This window comes from Azospirillum sp. UENF 112521 (assembly GCF_058780665.1).
Window position 1 is genome coordinate 844,856 of sequence record NZ_JBSNCI010000003.1, and the last position, 16,363, is coordinate 861,218.

General features: G+C 69.1%; 13 protein-coding genes and 1 pseudogene. 5 read left to right on the plus strand and 9 right to left on the minus strand.

Annotated features, from left to right (window positions below):
* Nucleotides 1–97 precede the first annotated feature (97 nt).
* From ACWPN8_RS19545 to ACWPN8_RS19565, 5 genes are read left to right on the plus strand one after another with little or no spacing between them, the layout of a single operon-like run.
* The gene (locus ACWPN8_RS19545; protein ID WP_492241930.1) at nt 98–670 is read left to right on the plus strand and encodes a TetR/AcrR family transcriptional regulator; all 573 of its coding nucleotides are present in this window, start codon (nt 98–100) and stop codon (nt 668–670) included.
* On the plus strand, nt 667–4,080 hold the full coding sequence (locus ACWPN8_RS19550; RefSeq protein ID WP_492241931.1) for an acyl-[ACP]--phospholipid O-acyltransferase: 3,414 nt from the start codon (nt 667–669) through the stop codon (nt 4,078–4,080). The genes ACWPN8_RS19545 and ACWPN8_RS19550 overlap by 4 nt, the downstream gene beginning before the upstream one ends.
* The gene (locus ACWPN8_RS19555; RefSeq protein WP_492241932.1) at nt 4,077–4,766 is read left to right on the plus strand and encodes a CDP-alcohol phosphatidyltransferase family protein; all 690 of its coding nucleotides are present in this window, start codon (nt 4,077–4,079) and stop codon (nt 4,764–4,766) included. The genes ACWPN8_RS19550 and ACWPN8_RS19555 overlap by 4 nt, the downstream gene beginning before the upstream one ends.
* Complete coding sequence (locus ACWPN8_RS19560; RefSeq protein ID WP_492241933.1) at nt 4,763–5,449, plus strand: lysophospholipid acyltransferase family protein; 687 nt, start codon at nt 4,763–4,765, stop codon at nt 5,447–5,449. Before ACWPN8_RS19555 ends, ACWPN8_RS19560 begins: the two co-directional genes overlap by 4 nt.
* Nucleotides 5,446–6,423 carry a phosphatidate cytidylyltransferase gene (locus ACWPN8_RS19565; protein WP_492241934.1) on the plus strand — a complete coding sequence of 326 codons (978 nt, stop codon included), beginning with the start codon at nt 5,446–5,448 and terminating at the stop codon, nt 6,421–6,423. Before ACWPN8_RS19560 ends, ACWPN8_RS19565 begins: the two co-directional genes overlap by 4 nt.
* 83 nt (nt 6,424–6,506) lie before the next feature.
* Here ACWPN8_RS19565 and ACWPN8_RS19570 read toward each other — a convergent pair whose 3' ends face one another.
* The 9 genes and pseudogenes from ACWPN8_RS19570 to atoS form a co-directional block, all read right to left on the minus strand.
* Nucleotides 6,507–8,198 carry a methyl-accepting chemotaxis protein gene (locus tag ACWPN8_RS19570; protein WP_492241935.1) on the minus strand — a complete coding sequence of 564 codons (1,692 nt, stop codon included), beginning with the start codon at nt 8,196–8,198 and terminating at the stop codon, nt 6,507–6,509.
* A gap of 84 nt (nt 8,199–8,282) precedes the next feature.
* Complete coding sequence (locus ACWPN8_RS19575; protein WP_492241936.1) at nt 8,283–8,498, minus strand: hypothetical protein; 216 nt, start codon at nt 8,496–8,498, stop codon at nt 8,283–8,285.
* Nucleotides 8,499–8,581: 83 nt separating this feature from the next.
* Complete coding sequence (locus ACWPN8_RS19580) at nt 8,582–9,757, minus strand: acetyl-CoA C-acetyltransferase (RefSeq protein ID WP_492241937.1); 1,176 nt, start codon at nt 9,755–9,757, stop codon at nt 8,582–8,584.
* 85 nt (nt 9,758–9,842) lie between these two features.
* Nucleotides 9,843–11,216, minus strand: coding sequence for a TIGR00366 family protein (locus tag ACWPN8_RS19585; RefSeq protein ID WP_109447678.1), 1,374 nt, complete (start codon nt 11,214–11,216; stop codon nt 9,843–9,845).
* 131 nt (nt 11,217–11,347) lie between these two features.
* On the minus strand, nt 11,348–11,581 hold the full coding sequence (locus ACWPN8_RS19590) for a hypothetical protein (protein ID WP_492241938.1): 234 nt from the start codon (nt 11,579–11,581) through the stop codon (nt 11,348–11,350).
* 91 nt (nt 11,582–11,672) lie between these two features.
* A pseudogene (locus ACWPN8_RS19595) lies at nt 11,673–12,044 on the minus strand (CoA-transferase); the annotation flags it as partial.
* Complete coding sequence (locus tag ACWPN8_RS19600; protein WP_492241939.1) at nt 11,998–12,660, minus strand: CoA transferase subunit A; 663 nt, start codon at nt 12,658–12,660, stop codon at nt 11,998–12,000. The pseudogene ACWPN8_RS19595 and the gene ACWPN8_RS19600, both read right to left, overlap by 47 nt.
* 388 nt (nt 12,661–13,048) lie before the next feature.
* On the minus strand, nt 13,049–14,464 hold the full coding sequence (gene atoC, locus ACWPN8_RS19605) for an acetoacetate metabolism transcriptional regulator AtoC (protein WP_492241940.1): 1,416 nt from the start codon (nt 14,462–14,464) through the stop codon (nt 13,049–13,051).
* Nucleotides 14,461–16,311 carry a two-component system sensor histidine kinase AtoS gene (gene atoS / locus ACWPN8_RS19610; protein ID WP_492241941.1) on the minus strand — a complete coding sequence of 617 codons (1,851 nt, stop codon included), beginning with the start codon at nt 16,309–16,311 and terminating at the stop codon, nt 14,461–14,463. Before atoS ends, atoC begins: the two co-directional genes overlap by 4 nt.
* Nucleotides 16,312–16,363: the final 52 nt, after the last annotated feature.

Here is a 16,363-nt window from a genome sequence, read left to right on the forward strand (position 1 = left end):
CTGAGCCGGGACCGCCGCGCCCTATACTTTTTTGCCGTTGCGCCCGTGAGGTGGCCTCGTCACCTTGTGAGTGAACATTCATTCACATGGAGGCGTCATGTCCACCGACGTTCGCCACAAGGTCCGCGATGCCGCCATCGCGCTGTTCGCCCAGAAGGGGGTGAAGGCGACGACGGTCCGCGACATCGCTCGGTCCGCCGAGGTATCGGAGGGAGCGCTCTACCGCCACTGGCCGAGCAAGGAGGAGCTGGCGGCAGACCTGTTCGCGGCGGAATACACGGCCATGTCGCAGAGCCTGCGCGAGGCGGCGGGCCAGGGCCCGGCGCCGGAGCGGCTGCGGCGGGTCATCCGTCACGCCTTCCATCTGGCCGAGGCGGCCCCCGACCGCACCCGCTTCCTTCTGTTGTCGCAGCATGAATCGCTGCCGCTGGTGCCGCAGGGCCAGGAGACGCCGGTCGACGTGATCTGCGGCATCGTCGCCGACGGGATCGCCGAGGGCAGCATTGTGCCGGCCGACCGCGATGCGCTGTCCCACATCGTCATCGGTGCCATCGTGCTGAACGTGCAGTCGCAGGTTTACGGCCGGCAGAGGGCATCGCTCTCCAGCCTCGCCGACCCGATCGCCGACGCGATCCTCAACGGAATTTCCAGGATTGGAGCCGGACGATGAACGCCTCCGCCCTTCTCGCATCGCGGCGCTTCCTGCCGCTGTTCCTTGCCCAGTTCCTCGGCGCCTTCGGCGACAATGTCCTGCGCGGCGCCATCGCGGTGCTGGCGGTCTATGGCGTGTCCGGCGAGGGCGCGCTCAGCGGCGCGATGATCTCCACCCTGGCGGCGGGCGCCTTCACCCTGCCCTTCCTGCTGCTGTCCGCCACCGCCGGCCAGCTGGCAGACCGTTACGACCGCACGCTGATCGCCCGCATCGTCAAGCTGGCGGAGATCGGGCTGATGGCGGTGGCATCATTGGGCATCGTCGCCGCCGACCTGCCGGTGCTGATCATCGCGCTGGTCGGCATGGGCGCCCATTCGACGCTGTTCGGGCCGGTCAAGTACGGCCTGCTGCCCGACCTGCTCGACCCGTCGGAACTGACCGCCGCCAATGGTCTGGTCGAGGCCGGAACCTTCGTCGCCATCCTGCTGGGCACCATCGCCGGCGGCTCGCTGGCCCTGCTCCATCCCTGGGCGGTGCCGGGCATGCTCGGCGCCTCGGCGGTGCTGGGTCTGGCGGCGTCGCTGTTCATCCCGCGCGCCGGCAATGCCGACCCGGCGGTGCCGGTCGGGCTCAATCCGCTGGCGGTGACGGTGCGGGTGCTGCGCTCGGTCGCCGGCGACCGGGCGTCGATGCGGGCGATCCATGGCATCTCGGTGTTCTGGGGCGTCGGTGCAGTGGTGATGGCGCAGTTCCCGTCCATCGCCCGCGAGACGCTGGGGACCGACAGCGGCGGCGCCACCCTGCTGCTGGCGGTGTTCGCCATCGGCGTGGCCGCCGGCTCGGTGTTCGCCGGCCTCAGCCACCGCACGCCGTCCACCGCCGATGCCGGCCGCGCCGCGCTGGCCGGTCTGGTCGCCGCCCTGGCCGGCGCCATCCTGCCTCTGCTGACCCCGGCCGCCCCGGCTGTGGAACCGCTGTCGCCGCTGGCCCTGCTGGCCCAGCCCTGGGCGTTGCCGCTGCTGGCCGACCTCTTCGTCATCGCCGCCGCCGGGGGCGCCTTCGCCGTTCCGCTCTATGCGCTGATCCAGCACCGGGCGGCACCGGGCGCCCGTGCCCGCGTCATCGCCGCCGCCTATGTGATCAACGCGCTCTACATGGTGGCCGGCTCGGCGGTCGCCGCCGGGATGCTGGCGCTGGGCGCCTCGCCGCTGACGGTCGCGTCGGTGGGCGGCGCCAGCATGGCGGTCGCCGTCGTGATGGCGCTCGCCGTCGATGCGCAGGCGCTGATGCGCGCCGTCTTCCGCGGCCTGTTCCGGCTGGCCTTCCGTGTCGAGGTTCGCGGGGCGGAGCATCTGACCGGTCTCGACGGCGCCGCCGTGGTGACGCCGAACCACCAGTCCTTCCTGGACGGGGCTCTGCTCGCGGCTTTCCTGCCGGGCATGCGCTTCGCGGTCGACACCCACATCGCAAAGCACCCGCTGGTCAAGCCGTTCCTGGCAATCGCCGACCATGTCACCATCGATCCGACCAACCCGCTCGGCACCCGAATTCTGGCCCGCGCCCTTGCCGACGGCGACAAGGTCTGCGTCTTCCCGGAGGGGCGGATCACCGTCACCGGGTCGCTGATGAAGATCAACGGCGGCCCCGGCATGCTGGCCGACAAGGCGCGCTGCCCGGTGGTGCCGGTCAGCATCGAGGGCGCCCAGCGCTCGGTCCTGTCGCGGATGAAGGGTCGGCTGCGGCTCGGCCTGTTCCCGCGCATCACCATCACCGTGCTGCCGCCAGTGACGACCCCCAATATGGGTGGTCTGGTCGGCAAGAAGCGCCGCGCCGCCCTGAAATCCTGGCTGTCGCGGGTGATGACGGAGAGCGTCTTCGCCGCCCGCCCGCGGCAGGAAACGCTGATGCTGGCCCTGCTCGACGCCCGGGCCAAGGCCGGGGCGCGGGAAGAGGCCGTGCAGGACGGCGATTTCTCCACCCTGTCCTACCGCGCGCTGGCGGCCCGCGCCCTGGTGCTCGGCCGCATCCTGACGCGCGGCACGGAATCGGACGAGCCGGTGGGCGTGCTGCTGCCGACCGCCTCGCCGACGGCGGCGGTGTTCTTCGGCCTCGCCGCCCATGGCCGGCCGGCCGCCATGCTGAATTTCACCGCCGGTCCGGATGCGGTGAAGGCCGCCTGCCGCGCCGCCGGGGTGCGCCGGATCGTCACCTCCGCCCAGTTCATCGAGAAGGCCCGCCTCGGCGCGCTGGTCGAGGCGCTGGCCGCCGACCACGCCATCATCCATCTGGAAGAGGTCAAGCGCGGGCTGCGGCTGGGCGACAAGCTGCGCGCCCTGGCGGCTCTGCTGGCACCGGAACGGCTGCTGCCGCCGCAGGGGACCAGCGACGACATCGCCGCCATCCTCTTCACCTCGGGGTCGGAGGGACCGCCGAAGGGCGTGGCGCTCAGCCATGGCAATCTGCTCGCCAACATGGCGCAGGTGGCGTCGGTGGTGGATTTCAACCGGCAGGACGTGGTGTTCAACTGCCTGCCCGTCTTCCACTCCTTCGGCCTGACCGGCGGCATGCTGCTGCCGATCCTGAACGGGGTGAAGACGGTGCTCTACCCCAATCCGCGCCATGTCCGGCTGATCCCGGAACTGGTCTACCAGACCAACGCCACCGTCCTGTTCGGCACCGACTTTTTCCTGAACGCCTGGGCGCGGTCGGCCGACCCCTACGACTACCGCTCGCTGCGCCTCGTCTTCGCCGGGGCAGAGCGGCTCCAGGACGAGACGCGGCGCGTCTACACCGAGCGGCTGCGCGTCCATCTGCTGGAGGGCTACGGCACCACCGAAACAGCACCGGTGATCGCCGTCAACACCCCGGCCCGCTTCCGTCCCGGCAGCGTCGGACAGGCCCTGCCCGGCATCGAGACAGACCTGGTGCCGGTGCCCGGCGTCGATGCCGGCGGGCGGCTGCGGGTGCGCGGTCCGAACGTGATGAAGGGCTACCTGCACGCCGACAGTCCCGGCGTGATCCAGCCGCCGGCCGATGGCTGGCACGACACCGGCGACATCGTCGAGATCGACGCCGACGGCTTCATCCGCATCGTCGGCCGGGTCAAGCGCTTCGCCAAGGTGGCGGGCGAGATGATCCCGCTCGGCCTCGTCGAAGAGTTGGCGGGCCTCGCCGATCCGGACGCCACCCATGCCGCCGTCGCCCTGCCCGATGCCAAGCGCGGCGAGCGGATCGTGCTGGCGACCACCGGCACCGCGCTGACCCGCGATGCGCTGGTCGCCGCCGCACGGACCAGGGGAGCCCCCGAGATCGCCATTCCGCGCGACATCCTGCACATCGACGCCGTCCCGCTGCTGGGTACCGGCAAGACCGATTATCCCGCCGTGACGCGGTTCGCCGCGGAGGCCGCAGCCAAGGAGCCTGCATGATGGAGAACAGTGCAACCGCCGCCAATGCCGCCGCCAAGCCGGCCGCAGACCGCCGCCCCATCGCCACCCGTTCGGCCCGCTGGGCGCAACGGCTGGCGGCGTGGCTGACCACGACGCCGGTGACACCCAACCAGATCTCGCTGCTGTCGGCGGTGTGGGCGGCAATCGGCGGCGCCCTTCTGCTCCAGGGCGGCGTGCTGGCCTGGGTCGGCGCTGCGCTGTGCGTCCAACTGCGCCTCGTCTGCAATCTGCTCGACGGCATGGTCGCGGTGGAGGGCGGCAAGGGATCGCCGGTCGGCGCGCTCTACAACGAAATCCCCGACCGCGTCGCCGACACCGCCTTGCTGGTGCCGCTGGGCTATGCCGCCGGCCTGCCCTGGCTTGGCTGGGCCGCCGCGCTGGCCGCGATGATGACCGCCTATGTCCGCACCTTTGGCGGCGCGCTCGGGCTGGCGCAGGATTTCGGCGGGGTGATGGCCAAGCAGCGCCGCATGGCCGCCCTCACCGTCGCCCTGATCGCACAGGCGGTCGAGCATGCGCTGTGGGGCACGCGCTACAGCCTGCTCGCGGCGGCCTGGATCATCATGGCCGGCAGCCTGCTGACCGTCGCGACGCGCACGCTCGGCATCGCCCGCCGCCTGAATTCCCAGCATCTGGAAGCCCTCAAGCCGGAGGTCCGGTCATGATCCCCCTGTTCCAACCGGCGCTCCGCCACGGTCTGCTCGGGCTGACCCGCCTGCTGGTCGGCGCCCGCGCAAGCTGGGAAGGCAGCGCTCCCGCCGATGTCCCGCGCATCTATTTCGCCAACCACACCAGCCATCTCGACACGCTGGCCGTCATGGCGGCCCTGCCGGCGAATTTGCGGGCGCGTACCCATCCGGTGGCCGCACTCGACTATTGGGGGGGGTCGGCCCTGCGGCGCGCGGTGGCGGTGGGCTGCCTGAACGCGCTGCTGGTCGACCGCACCGGCAAGGCGACGGCGGAGGTGATGGACGCCATGGCGGCGGTGCTGGAAAGCGGGCAGTCGCTGATCCTCTTCCCCGAAGGCACGCGCGGCGACGGCACCGTAGCGCCGTTCAAGAGCGGGCTTTACCACCTCTCCCAACGGGTGCCGACGGCGGAGCTGGTCCCCGTCTTCATCGAGAACCTGCACCGCGTGATGCCGAAAGGCATGCCGCTGCTGGTGCCGCTGATCTGCACCATGCGCTTCGGCGCGCCGCTGCAAGGGGTCGAGGGCGAGGACAAGGCGGCATTCCTGGGACGCGCGCGCGACGCGCTGGTGTCGCTGTCCCGGCCCGCCTCCCAGTCCAACGCGCAAGCCACCTCCCAGCCCGCTTCCCAATCTTCCGACCAACGGACCACCCGATGAGCAGCGTGATCAACTCAGTGATGACTGTCTTCACGACCACCGAGCCGCTGTTCCTCTGGCTGTCGGGCGCCACCCTCGGCCTGCTGACCGTCGCCACCCTGATCGGCGCCGTCCTGGCCTATCGGGTGAAGACGCCGGCCGGGCGCGACACGGTGCGCAACCTGAACGCCCGCATCCGCTCCTGGTGGGTGATGGTGGCGCTGTTCGCCGCGGCGATGCTGCTGGGCAGCGTGGTGACGCTGGTGCTGTTCGCCCTGCTCTCCTATCTGGCGCTGCGCGAGTTCATCACGCTGACACCGACCCGGCGCGGCGACCATGCCGGGCTGTTCCTGTCCTTCTTCGTGGTGGTGCCGCTGCAATACTGGCTGGTCGGGATCGGTTGGTACGGGCTGTTCTCGATCTTCATCCCGGTCTATGTGTTCATGGCGCTGCCGTCGCTGTCGGTTCTGGGCGCCGACACCACCGACTTCCTGACCCGCACCGCCAAGGCGCAATGGGGCCTGATGCTGGCGGTCTATTGCACCAGCCATGCGCCGGCCCTGCTGTGGCTCGACATCCCCGGCTACAGCCTGCCCCCCGCCCTGCTGCTGCTGTATCTGATGACGGTGGCGCAGCTGAGCGACGTCTTCCAATATGTCTTCGGCAAGCTGTGGGGCAAGACGCGGCTGTCGCCCGGCATCAGCCCGTCCAAGACGGTGGAGGGGCTGGTCGGCGGCGGGCTGACCGCCGTTGCCATCGGCACCGGGCTCCACGTCATCACGCCTTTCACACCGCTCCAGGCGGCGGGGATGTCGCTGGTCATCGTCACCGCCGGATTCTTCGGCGGCTTCGTCCTGTCGGCGATGAAGCGCGACCTCGGCGTCAAGGATTGGGGCACGATGATCGAGGGGCATGGCGGCGTCCTCGACCGTCTCGATTCCGTCGTGTTCTCGGCGCCGCTGTTCTTCCATCTCACGCGCTACTGGTTCACCTGACCTGCTGCGTCCGCAGTCCAGACGCACGAACGCCCCGGCTCCTGCGAACCGGGGCGTTCATGCAATCACGGACCCAATGGGTTTCAGGCGGCGCGGATTTCCGCCAGGAACGTGTCGAGTTCCCGCTTCAGCAGGGCCGCGTCGGTCGCCAGCGTGTCGGCGGACTGCTTGACCTGACCGGCGGCCACCCCGCTCTCCCGCTCGGCCTTCTGGATGTCGACCACGCTGTGCGAGACCTCGTTGGTGCCGAGGGCGGCCTGCTGGGCATTGCGGCTGATCTCGTCGGTCGCCGCACTCTGCTGCTCGACCGAGGCGGCCATCTCGGCGGCGGATTGGTCGATCTGCTCCACCTGGCCGATGATGCCGCGCATCGCCTCCACGGTCCGGTCCGACGCCGCCTTCACGGTGCCGATCTGCTGGCCGATCTGCTCGGTCATCGCATGGGTCTGGCTCGCCAGATTCTTGACCTCGCTGGCGACCACGGCGAAGCCCTTGCCCGCCTCGCCGGCGCGGGCCGCCTCGATGGTCGCGTTCAGCGCCAGCAGATTGGTCTGGGAAGCCACGGCGTTGATCGAGGCGACGACCTGATCGACCTGCTCGATGGCGGTGGACAGCGCATCCAGATGGCCGCGCGCCTGCTCCGCCCGCTCGGCGGTCACCTTGGACCGCTGGGCCGCCTGCACCACCCGTCCCGACAGGCCGCGGATTGCCGTCGACATTTCCTCGGCGGCGGACGCGACGGCCTGCACATTGACCGACGCCTGCTCCGACGCCGAGGCCACCGACGTGCAGTCCTGCTCGGCCTTGCGAACCGCGCCGGACAGGTGCGAGGCGGTCTGCTGGAAACCGCTGGCGGACTGACCGAGCTGCTCGACGATGCGGCCGACCCGGCTTTCAAACCGGTTCGCCAGATCGACCACCGCCGCCCGCTTTTCGGCATCCGCCTGTGCGGCGGCGCTGCGGCGCTCCTGCTCCATCTGGCGGTTGCGCAGGATGTTCTCCTTGAAGACCTCCAGCGTGCGCGCCATGCCGCCGATCTCGTCCCGCCGCCCGCGCTCCGGCACCTCGGCGTCCAGATCATGGTCGGCAAGCCGCAGCATGACGCCATGCACGCGCGACAGCGGGCGCGTCACGCTGCGGGCGACCGCCCAGCCCAGCAGAAGGGCGAGTGCCGACAGCCCGGCGACCACCAGCCCGAACACGGTCATCATGCCGACGAAGGCGGAGCGCAGGTCGTCGGTGTAGACGCCGGTGCCGATCACCCAGTCCCATGGTTCGAAATGGACCGAATAGGCCAGCTTCTCATAGGTCGGCCCCTTGGGGTCGTTGGGGCGTGGCCATTCGTAGGTCACGAACTCCGGCACCGGCGTCAACGCGCCGCGCACCGCCTCGCGGATGACGTAGACGCCGTTGCGGTCGCGGATCTCGGCACCGCTCTTGCCGATCAGCGCCGGGTTGGCATGCATGACGTTGACGATCTGCGAGGTCCAGATCCACAGATACTCCCCGTCGGCGTAGCGCATCGCGCCGATGGCCGTTTTGGCGCGATCCTTCGCATCCTCCTCGCTCATCGCGCCGTCCTGCGCCAGCTTGTGGAAGCGGGCGGCGATGCTGCCGCCGCTCTCGGCGATGAAGCGGACGCTGTTCATCCGCTGCTCGACCAGCGCACGGTTGACGAAATGGCCGCCGACCGCCGCCACCAGCCCGGCGGCGATGATCGACAGCGACGCGAGGAATCCGATTCGCCACCGCAACGGCAGCTCCGACAAACGCATGATTCTGTTTCCCTCTTTCCGGCCTGCCCCCGGTCCGCTCCCAGGGGCCGTTCCCAGAGGCCGTTCCCGGTGGCCGGACCGACGTTACGAGCCGCGGCCCGCACCGGCGACGATGCTGGTGACCGCTTTGACGGTGCCATGGTCTGCGGAATGGACCCGGTTCACCTCGTTGAACGCGGCGATCTGGGCATGACTGACATGGCTGAAATGCTCCGCCGCCCGCAGGGCGAGGGCCCGCCCGTCAGAGGCGTCGGCGACCGCGATGTGGAGGGTGACGGACACCTCGATAATCTCTGCCATACTACCATCCTTCAAAAGGGTACAAATGGTCGCGGAGCCGCCGCCCTGTGTCGGTATCGGCGGCTCCGCGTTTCGTGAGGGGATCAAGCGCGCTCGACGCAGAGGGCAACGCCCATGCCGCCGCCGATGCACAGGGTGGCGAGGCCCTTGCGGGCATCGCGCCGGCCCATCTCATGCAGCAGGCTGACCAGGATGCGGGCGCCCGACGCGCCGATGGGATGACCGAGCGCGATGGCGCCGCCGTTGACGTTCACCTTGGCCTCGTCCCAGCCCATCCCGGCATTGACTGCCAGCGCCTGCGCCGCAAAAGCCTCGTTCGCCTCGATCAGGTCGAGGTCGTCCACCGACCAGCCGGCCTTCTGCAAGGCCAGCTTCGAGGCCGGGATCGGCCCGGTGCCCATGATCGCCGGATCGACGCCGGCCGTCGCCCAGGAGGCGATGCGGGCCAGCGGAGTCAGCCCGCGCCGGGCGGCGTTCTCCGCCGTCATCAGCACCAGCGCGGCGGCTCCGTCATTGAGGCCGGAGGCGTTGCCGGCGGTCACGGTGCCGTCCTTGGCAAAGGCCGGGCGCAGCTTGGCCAGCGCCTCCAGCGTGGTGCCGTGCTTGGGATACTCGTCGCTGTCGACGATGGTGTCTCCCTTGCGGCCCTTGATGGTGACCGGCACGATCTCGTCCCGGAAGTGGCCGGCCTTCTGCGCGGCCTCCGCCTTCTGCTGCGAGGCCAGCGCGAACCGGTCCTGCCGTTCGCGGCTCAGGTCCCAGGCGCGGGCGACATTCTCGGCGGTGGTGCCCATGTGGTAGTTGTGGAAGGCCTCCCACAGCCCGTCGCGGATCATGCTGTCGAGCATCTCGGCGGTGCCCATCTTGGTGCCGTTGCGCAGATGCATGAGGTGGGGCGACAGGCTCATGTTCTCCTGGCCGCCGACCACCATCACCTCGGCGTCGCCGCAGCGGATCGCCTGCCAGCCGAGCGCCACCGCGCGCAGGCCGGAGCCGCAGACCTGATTGATGCCGAAGGCGGTCTTCTCGACCGGGATGCCGGCCTTGACCGCGGCCTGACGGGCGGGGTTCTGGCCCTGGCCGGCGGTCAGCACCTGGCCCAGCACCACCTCCGACACCTCGGCGGCGTCGGTGTGGGCGCGCGACAGCGCCTCGCGGATGGCGGCGGCGCCCAGTTCATGGGCGGGGACGGACGCCAGCGCGCCGTTGAAGCTGCCGATGGCGGTGCGGACCGCGCTGGCGATGACGATCTCGGTCATGGAGGACTCCTCCGGAACAGTGTGTCTTGCAGGAAGGCCGCCGCGCCCATCCGGTGGAGCGCGGCGGCCGGTCGGTTGCAAACGGTCAGAAGTAGAGGCCGATCAGGAAGATGGGCAGCGTTATGACCAGCGCCGTCGCGCAGTAGCCCATGATGTCGCGCACCCCCAGCCCGGCGATGGCGAGCGCCGGCAGCGCCCAGAAGGGCTGCGCCATGTTCATCCACTCCTCGCCATAGGCGATGGCCATCGCCGCCTTGCCGAGATCGACACCGAGCTGCTGGGCGGCCGGCATGATGAAGGGACCCTGGACCACCCAGTGGCCGCCGCCCGACGGGACGGCGAAGTTGATCAGGCCCGACGACAGGAAGGCGAGGACCGGGAAGGTCTCCTTGTTGGCGATGTCGACGAACAGGTTGGTGATCAGACCGCCCAGGCCGGAATGCTCCATCATGATCTGGATGCCGGCGTAGAAGGGGAACTGCACCATGATGCCGGCGGTGCCGCGGGCGGCGTTGGCGACGGCGCGGGCATAGGCCATCGGCGTGCCGTGCAGGATCAGGCCGGCCACCAGCATGATCAGGTTGACCGTGTTGATGTTAAGGTCGAAGCCCTTGGCCTGGAAGTGCAGGAACAGGTAGCCGATGCCGAGTGCGGCGACGACGAAGCCGAGGACGCGGCTCTCCTCCAGCTTTTCGGCCGGGCTGGCATCGGGGCCGAGAACGCGCTTGGTCGAGGGTTCCGGCTTCAGCAGGGCGGGATCGACCGCGACCACCTCATGCGGCTTCGGGTGCATCATCCAGCAGATCAGCGGCAGGACGACGATCAGCGCCAGCGTGATGCCGACATTGTAGGTGGTGAAGATGGTGTCGGAGATCGGGATCAGACCGACGGTCTTCTCCATCGGGTTGCCCTTGGTCGCGGCGACCAGCGGAACCGAGGCGGAGAAGCCGCCATGCCACGTCATGAAGCCGATATAGGCGGACGCGATCAGCAGCCGGTAGTCCGATTTCGGCACACGGCGGGCCACCTCGCGGGCGAACATGGCGCCGACGACGAGGCCGAAGCCCCAGTTGACGACGTTGGTCACCGCGGCGGCGAAGCAGACCAGCATGACGCCCTGGGCCGGCGTCCTGGCGATGGAGGCCACCCGGCCCATGACGTTGCGCACCGGCTCCGAACTGGCGAGCGCATGGCCGGTGACCAGAACCAGCGCCATCTGCATCGAGAAGGCCAGCAGGTTCCAGAAGCCGTTGCCCCACATGCGCACCAGATCGACCGGCCCGCTCGGCGTCAGCCACCAGGCGAAGCCGAAGGTCAGCACGGTCAGGATGATGGCGAAGATCAGCGGGTCGGGCAGATAGCGGCTGACCAGCCAGGTCAGGGCACGGGAAATCGGCGTGATCGGGTTGAAGCGGGCGCTGGTCTCCGGCGCCGGCGGGGGGGCTGTGGTGACGCTCATGGCGGGTCTCCGGCACGAGGGGGCCGTTCCCGCGCCGTCGGCTGCACGGCCGGACGGCGCGGGGAGGACGGTTCCCCCCAACGATCAAAATGGACCGCGATCAAAATGGGCCGATGCGTGAGGAACGGCGGTCAGGCGCCGACCGGCATGGTCGGCACCGCGGACGGGACGATCAACTCGGCCCCGGTCTGGGCCAGCACGTCGGCCACCGTGACGCCGGGTGCCACCTCGCGCAGCACCAGCCCCTTGTCCGTCGGCTCGATCACCGCCAGTTCCGTGACGATCAGGTCGACCCGCCGCACCGAGGTCAGCGGCAGTTCGCAGCGCTTGACGATCTTGGGCGTGCCCTTGGCGCTGTGCTGCATGGCGACGATCACCCGCTTGGCGCCGGAGACCGAGATCCATCGCACCGCCCATGCCGGGCACCATCTTGCCGGGCACCATCCAGTTGGCGAGCCGGCCCTCCTCGTCGATCTGGAGGCCGCCCAGCACGGTCACGTCGAGATGCCCGCCGCGGATCAGGCCGAAGGACATCGCGCTGTCGAAGGACGCGGCCCCCGGAACGGCACCGATGGGACTCCCGCCGGCATCGCTCAGATCCTCGTTCTCCGCCCCCGGTTCGGGCACCGGGGCCATGCCGACGATGCCGTTCTCCGACTGGAAGAAGACGTTGACGCCGGTCGGAAGATGGGCGGCGACCATGGTCGGCAGGCCGATGCCGAGATTCACCAGGTTGCCCGGCCGCAGTTCCAGCGCGACGCGCTTGGCGATCAGGGTTTTCTCATCCATGGCGACGCTCCTTGGCGACCAGGCAGTCGACCAGCACATTCGGGGTGACGACGCTGTCGGGCGGAATGACGCCCACCGGCACGATGTCCTCCGCCTCGACGATCACCGTTTCGGCCGCCATCGCCATCAGCGGGTTGAAGTTGCGCGCCGTCAGCGCGTATTCGAGATTTCCCAGATAATCGGCCCGCTTGGCGGCGATCAGGGCGAAATCGGCCTTCAGCGCCGTCTCCAGCAGATAGACGGTGCCGTCCAGCTCGATGCGCTGCTTGCCCTCCTCGACCACCGTGCCGACGCCGGTCGGGGTCAGCACGCCGCCGAGGCCAAAGCCGCCGGCGCGCACCCGCTCGGCCAGCGTGCCCTGCGGCACCAGATCGACCATCGTCTCGCCGGCGATCATCTGGCGCTGGGTTTCGGAATTGGTGCCGATGTGGCTGGCAATCACCTTGCGTACCGCCTTCGCCGTGACCAGCCGGCCGACCCCCACGGTGGGGCGGGCGGTGTCGTTGGCGATGACCGTCAGGTCGCGCTTGCCCTGGCGGAGCAGTTCATCGATCAGGTGGGGCGGCGTTCCGACCCCCATGAACCCGCCGATCATCAAAACCGCGCCATCGGGAATCATGGCGACGGCCTCTTCCAGCTTTCGCACTTTACTCATTCGACGTCTCCCTTGGACGTCGGGGTGCGGCGGATCGATTTCCGCCGGCAGCCCCGCGGGCGCGGAGCCCGCCCCGGGATCCCTGACGGGAGCCTTGAAAGGTGGACCGCGCGCTCATTCTTGTTTCATAGCGCTGCGATCGGGAGACCCGCGACATCCAGGCCAGTGCCGTGGACCGTCTGAGCCGGCCGATATATCCATACAATAGCAATGGATGTGCCAACGGCCGGCTCCAGGCCGGATGGCGGAAAAATCCAGCATCCGCCTTGGAGTTCGGCGCCCGCCGCCGGTCGGAACCGGGAGAAAGCCGGCCCGGCCGCCCGATCCGGTGCGCAACTTTGTGCGTGCTGCGCAAATTCTTGCGCAGCAGCCCCTTCAGACCGGCCGTTCAGGAAATGCCATATTCCTGAAGTTTGTAGAGCAGGGAGCGGCGGCTGATCCCCAACTGCTGGGCCGTCCTCATCCGGTTGCCGTCGTTGCGGGCCAGGGCCTCGGCCACCACCCGTGCCTCGAAGCGGCTGACCTGCTCGCGCAGGCTGCCGGCGGCGGACGGGGCGGCAGTGCTGTCGGTATCGGTTGCCGGTTCGCTGTCCCCGGCCTGTCCGGCGATCTGCTCCGGCAGATCCTCGGTGACGATCATGGCACCGGTGCTCATCACCACCGCGCGCTCCATCGCGTTGGACAGTTCGCGGATGTTGCCCGGCCAGCGGTAGGCCAGCAGGCGCTCCATCGCCTGCTCGTCGATGCCGCTGACCTCGATCCGGTTCTCGGCGGCGAAGCGTTGCAGGAAATGGCTGGCGAGCAGGCGGACATCCTCCGGCCGCTCGCGCAGCGGCACGGTCCTGAGGGTCACGACATTCAGCCGGAAATAGAGGTCCTGCCGGAACAACCCCTGGCGGACCATGTCCTCCAGGTTCCGGTTGGTGGCGACGATGACGCGCACATCCGTGCGCACCAGCTCGGTGCCGCCAACCCGCTCGAACTCGCGCTCCTGAAGCACGCGCAGCAGCTTCACCTGAAGGCTGGAGGAGATGTCGCCGATCTCGTCGAGGAACAGGGTGCCGTGCTCGGCCTGCTCGAAACGGCCGCGGCGGCGCGCCTGCGCTCCGGTGAAGGCGCCCTTCTCATGGCCGAAGAACTCGCTTTCCAGCAGCCCCTCCGGCACCGCGGCGCAGTTGACCTTGACGAAGGGGCCGGCATTGCGCGGGCTGTTGTAGTGGATGGCCGCCGCCACCAGCTCCTTGCCGGTTCCACTCTCGCCGGTCACCAGCACGGTCGCGTTGCTCTTGGCGACCTTGGCGATGGTCTGGAGAAGCTCGCTCATGCGCGGGCTGGCGGTCAGGATGCGGTCGGTGCGATAGCTGCTGGACAGTTCTCGGTGCAGGGTGGCGATGTCGTCGCGCATCCGGCGCATCTGCAACGCCCGCCCGACCTGCAGCAGGATCTCCGCGATGTCGAAGGGCTTGATGACATAGTCGAAGGCGCCGTCCTTGATCGCCTGGACCGCCGCGCCGACCTCGGCATAGGCGGTCATCAGGATCACCGCGGTGGAGCGGTCGAGCTTGCGGATTTCCGCCAACGCCTGCAACCCGGTCATCCGCGGCATGCGGACATCCATCAGCACCACGGCATGGCGCTGCGCGGCGAAGGCGGCGACCGCCTCCACCCCGTCGGCGGCGGTGGTTACCGCCAGCCCATCGCGCGTCAGCACCGCGGCGAGCATTTCGCGGATCGCCTCGTCGTCGTCCACCACCAGGACGGCCGGCGCCGAAATGGTCTGCATGGCAGGGAACTGGGTCGTCATGCGTCAACCGTCCGGTTGTGAAGGATGGGAATCCGCAGGGTCACCGTCGTGCCGGCACCCGGCACGCTGGCGATGGCGATGGTTCCATGATGCGCATCGACGATCCGGTGCGCCATCGCCAAGCCAAGCCCGGTCCCCTGCGGCTTGGTCGAAAAGAAGGGATCGAACACCTTGTCGAGGTTCTCCGGCGCGATTCCCTCGCCGTCGTCGCTCACCGTGATGACGGCCTCGCGGCCATCCGCCGCCATGGCGGTGGCGATGGCGATGCCTCCGGTTTCCGAGGTCGCCTGCACCGCATTGATGATCAGGTTGAGCATGACCTGCTTCAACGCCTCGCCATCGGCTTCGACCAGGGGCAGGTTGGGGGCGGGATGCAGGGCGATGCGGGCGTTCGACCTGCGCCCCGCCAGCAAAGACACCTCGCGGATCAGATCGTTCAACTGCACCGGCAGGAAGGCCGGCGGGCGCGGCCGGCCGAACTCCAGCAGTTCGGTGACAAGGCGGTTCAGGCTGTCGACCTGCCGGACGATCAGGGGGGCATAGCGCTGCCACTCGGCGACATCGTCGGAGCTTTCGAGGAACTGCATGAAGCCGCGGATCGAGGTCAGCGGGTTGCGCACCTCATGGGCGAGGCCGGCGACCAGCTCGCCCAACGCCGCCAGCCGGTCGGCCCGCATGATCTGGGTGCGCAGCCGCTGCTGCTCGGTCAAATCCTTCAGCACCACCACCGCGCCGATGGCCTCGCCATGGCTGTCGCGCAGCACGCTGCTCGATACCGTGAGATGAAGCGTCTGTCTGGTCCCCGGAAAATCCAGCGCCACGCCGACATGCTGCCGGCCGGTCTTCAGCGTGTCGAGCAGCGGGCTGGCGAAACGGCCATCCGGCTTGAACAGGGACTCGTAGGGTCTGCCGATCACTTCGGCCGCATTCACCCCGATCATCGCCTCGGCGGCCGGGTTGAGCGCCGTCACCTGCCCGGCCCGATCCACGGCGATCACGCCGTCGGCAATGCTGTGCAGGATGTTTTCGGTCAGGGACTTGGCGTCCAGCAGGGCGCGGGCCATGGCGTTGACCTCGACCGCGATGGCGCCGACCTCGCCCGGCGGCGGCCGGATCGCGTCGCCAAGGTCGCTCCGCATGCGCAGCAGGCCGTCGATGATCTGGCGGATGTCGCGGCCAACCCCGCGCGTCAGCACCTGTGTCAGCACGAGCCCGAGCAATATTCCGCCGAGGCTGACGGTCAGGACCGCCCGGTCCATGGCGGCGGCCTGCCGCTCCACATCGTCGGAAAGCTCGTTGGCCCAGATGTAGCCGATCACACCGCCGTCGCGGAGGATCGGCAGCATCGCGTTCAGGATGAAGCCGCGCACCTGCCGGCCGCTTTCGACCGCCTGCCTGCCGCTTTCCAGCACATGCCAGCCCGGATGTTCCGGCGGTATGGTGGTGCCGACCGTCGCGCTGTAGTCCCGGCTCGGCCCATAGGTGATGATGGCGTTAAGCGCTTTGCTGTAATAGCCGACGCCCACGCCGGGATTCGCCCCGGCGACCATGTCGGTGAAGGGGGTCAGCCGGCCCGACAGGACCCGGATGGCGGCATCGCGGTCGCCGACCACAACACCGGCATCTGTCAGAAGGGAATCGAAGCCGGGGCCGAGATGAGCATCCAGCAGGCGCGTCAGGCCGAAGAGCTTCTCCGACTTTTCCCGGACCAGCGCCTGCCGTCCCTCCCGTTCCAGCAGGTAACCGGTCAGCGAGATGGGCAGAACCACCACGGCAAGCGAAACCAGAAGCAGCTTGCCGCGCAGGGTGCTCGGCAGGGAACGGCGGATCCAGTCAAGGGGCCACATGGCGCCCACTCCTTTCACCCGGGCATGGCCTGGAGTGCGATCGCTTCAAGCG

Coding starts and splice junctions, on each gene's coding strand:
- ACWPN8_RS19565 (WP_492241934.1), top strand. CDS start 5,446: ATGAGCAGCGTGATCAACTCAGTGATGACTGTCTTCACGACCACCGAG.
- ACWPN8_RS19575 (WP_492241936.1), bottom strand. CDS start 8,498: ATGGCAGAGATTATCGAGGTGTCCGTCACCCTCCACATCGCGGTCGCC.
- ACWPN8_RS19600 (WP_492241939.1), bottom strand. CDS start 12,660: ATGAGTAAAGTGCGAAAGCTGGAAGAGGCCGTCGCCATGATTCCCGAT.
- ACWPN8_RS19560 (WP_492241933.1), top strand. CDS start 4,763: ATGATCCCCCTGTTCCAACCGGCGCTCCGCCACGGTCTGCTCGGGCTG.
- ACWPN8_RS19550 (WP_492241931.1), top strand. CDS start 667: ATGAACGCCTCCGCCCTTCTCGCATCGCGGCGCTTCCTGCCGCTGTTC.
- ACWPN8_RS19570 (WP_492241935.1), bottom strand. CDS start 8,198: ATGCGTTTGTCGGAGCTGCCGTTGCGGTGGCGAATCGGATTCCTCGCG.
- ACWPN8_RS19590 (WP_492241938.1), bottom strand. CDS start 11,581: ATGCAGCACAGCGCCAAGGGCACGCCCAAGATCGTCAAGCGCTGCGAA.
- ACWPN8_RS19545 (WP_492241930.1), top strand. CDS start 98: ATGTCCACCGACGTTCGCCACAAGGTCCGCGATGCCGCCATCGCGCTG.
- ACWPN8_RS19555 (WP_492241932.1), top strand. CDS start 4,077: ATGATGGAGAACAGTGCAACCGCCGCCAATGCCGCCGCCAAGCCGGCC.
- atoS (WP_492241941.1), bottom strand. CDS start 16,311: ATGTGGCCCCTTGACTGGATCCGCCGTTCCCTGCCGAGCACCCTGCGC.
- ACWPN8_RS19585 (WP_109447678.1), bottom strand. CDS start 11,216: ATGAGCGTCACCACAGCCCCCCCGCCGGCGCCGGAGACCAGCGCCCGC.
- ACWPN8_RS19580 (WP_492241937.1), bottom strand. CDS start 9,757: ATGACCGAGATCGTCATCGCCAGCGCGGTCCGCACCGCCATCGGCAGC.
- atoC (WP_492241940.1), bottom strand. CDS start 14,464: ATGACGACCCAGTTCCCTGCCATGCAGACCATTTCGGCGCCGGCCGTC.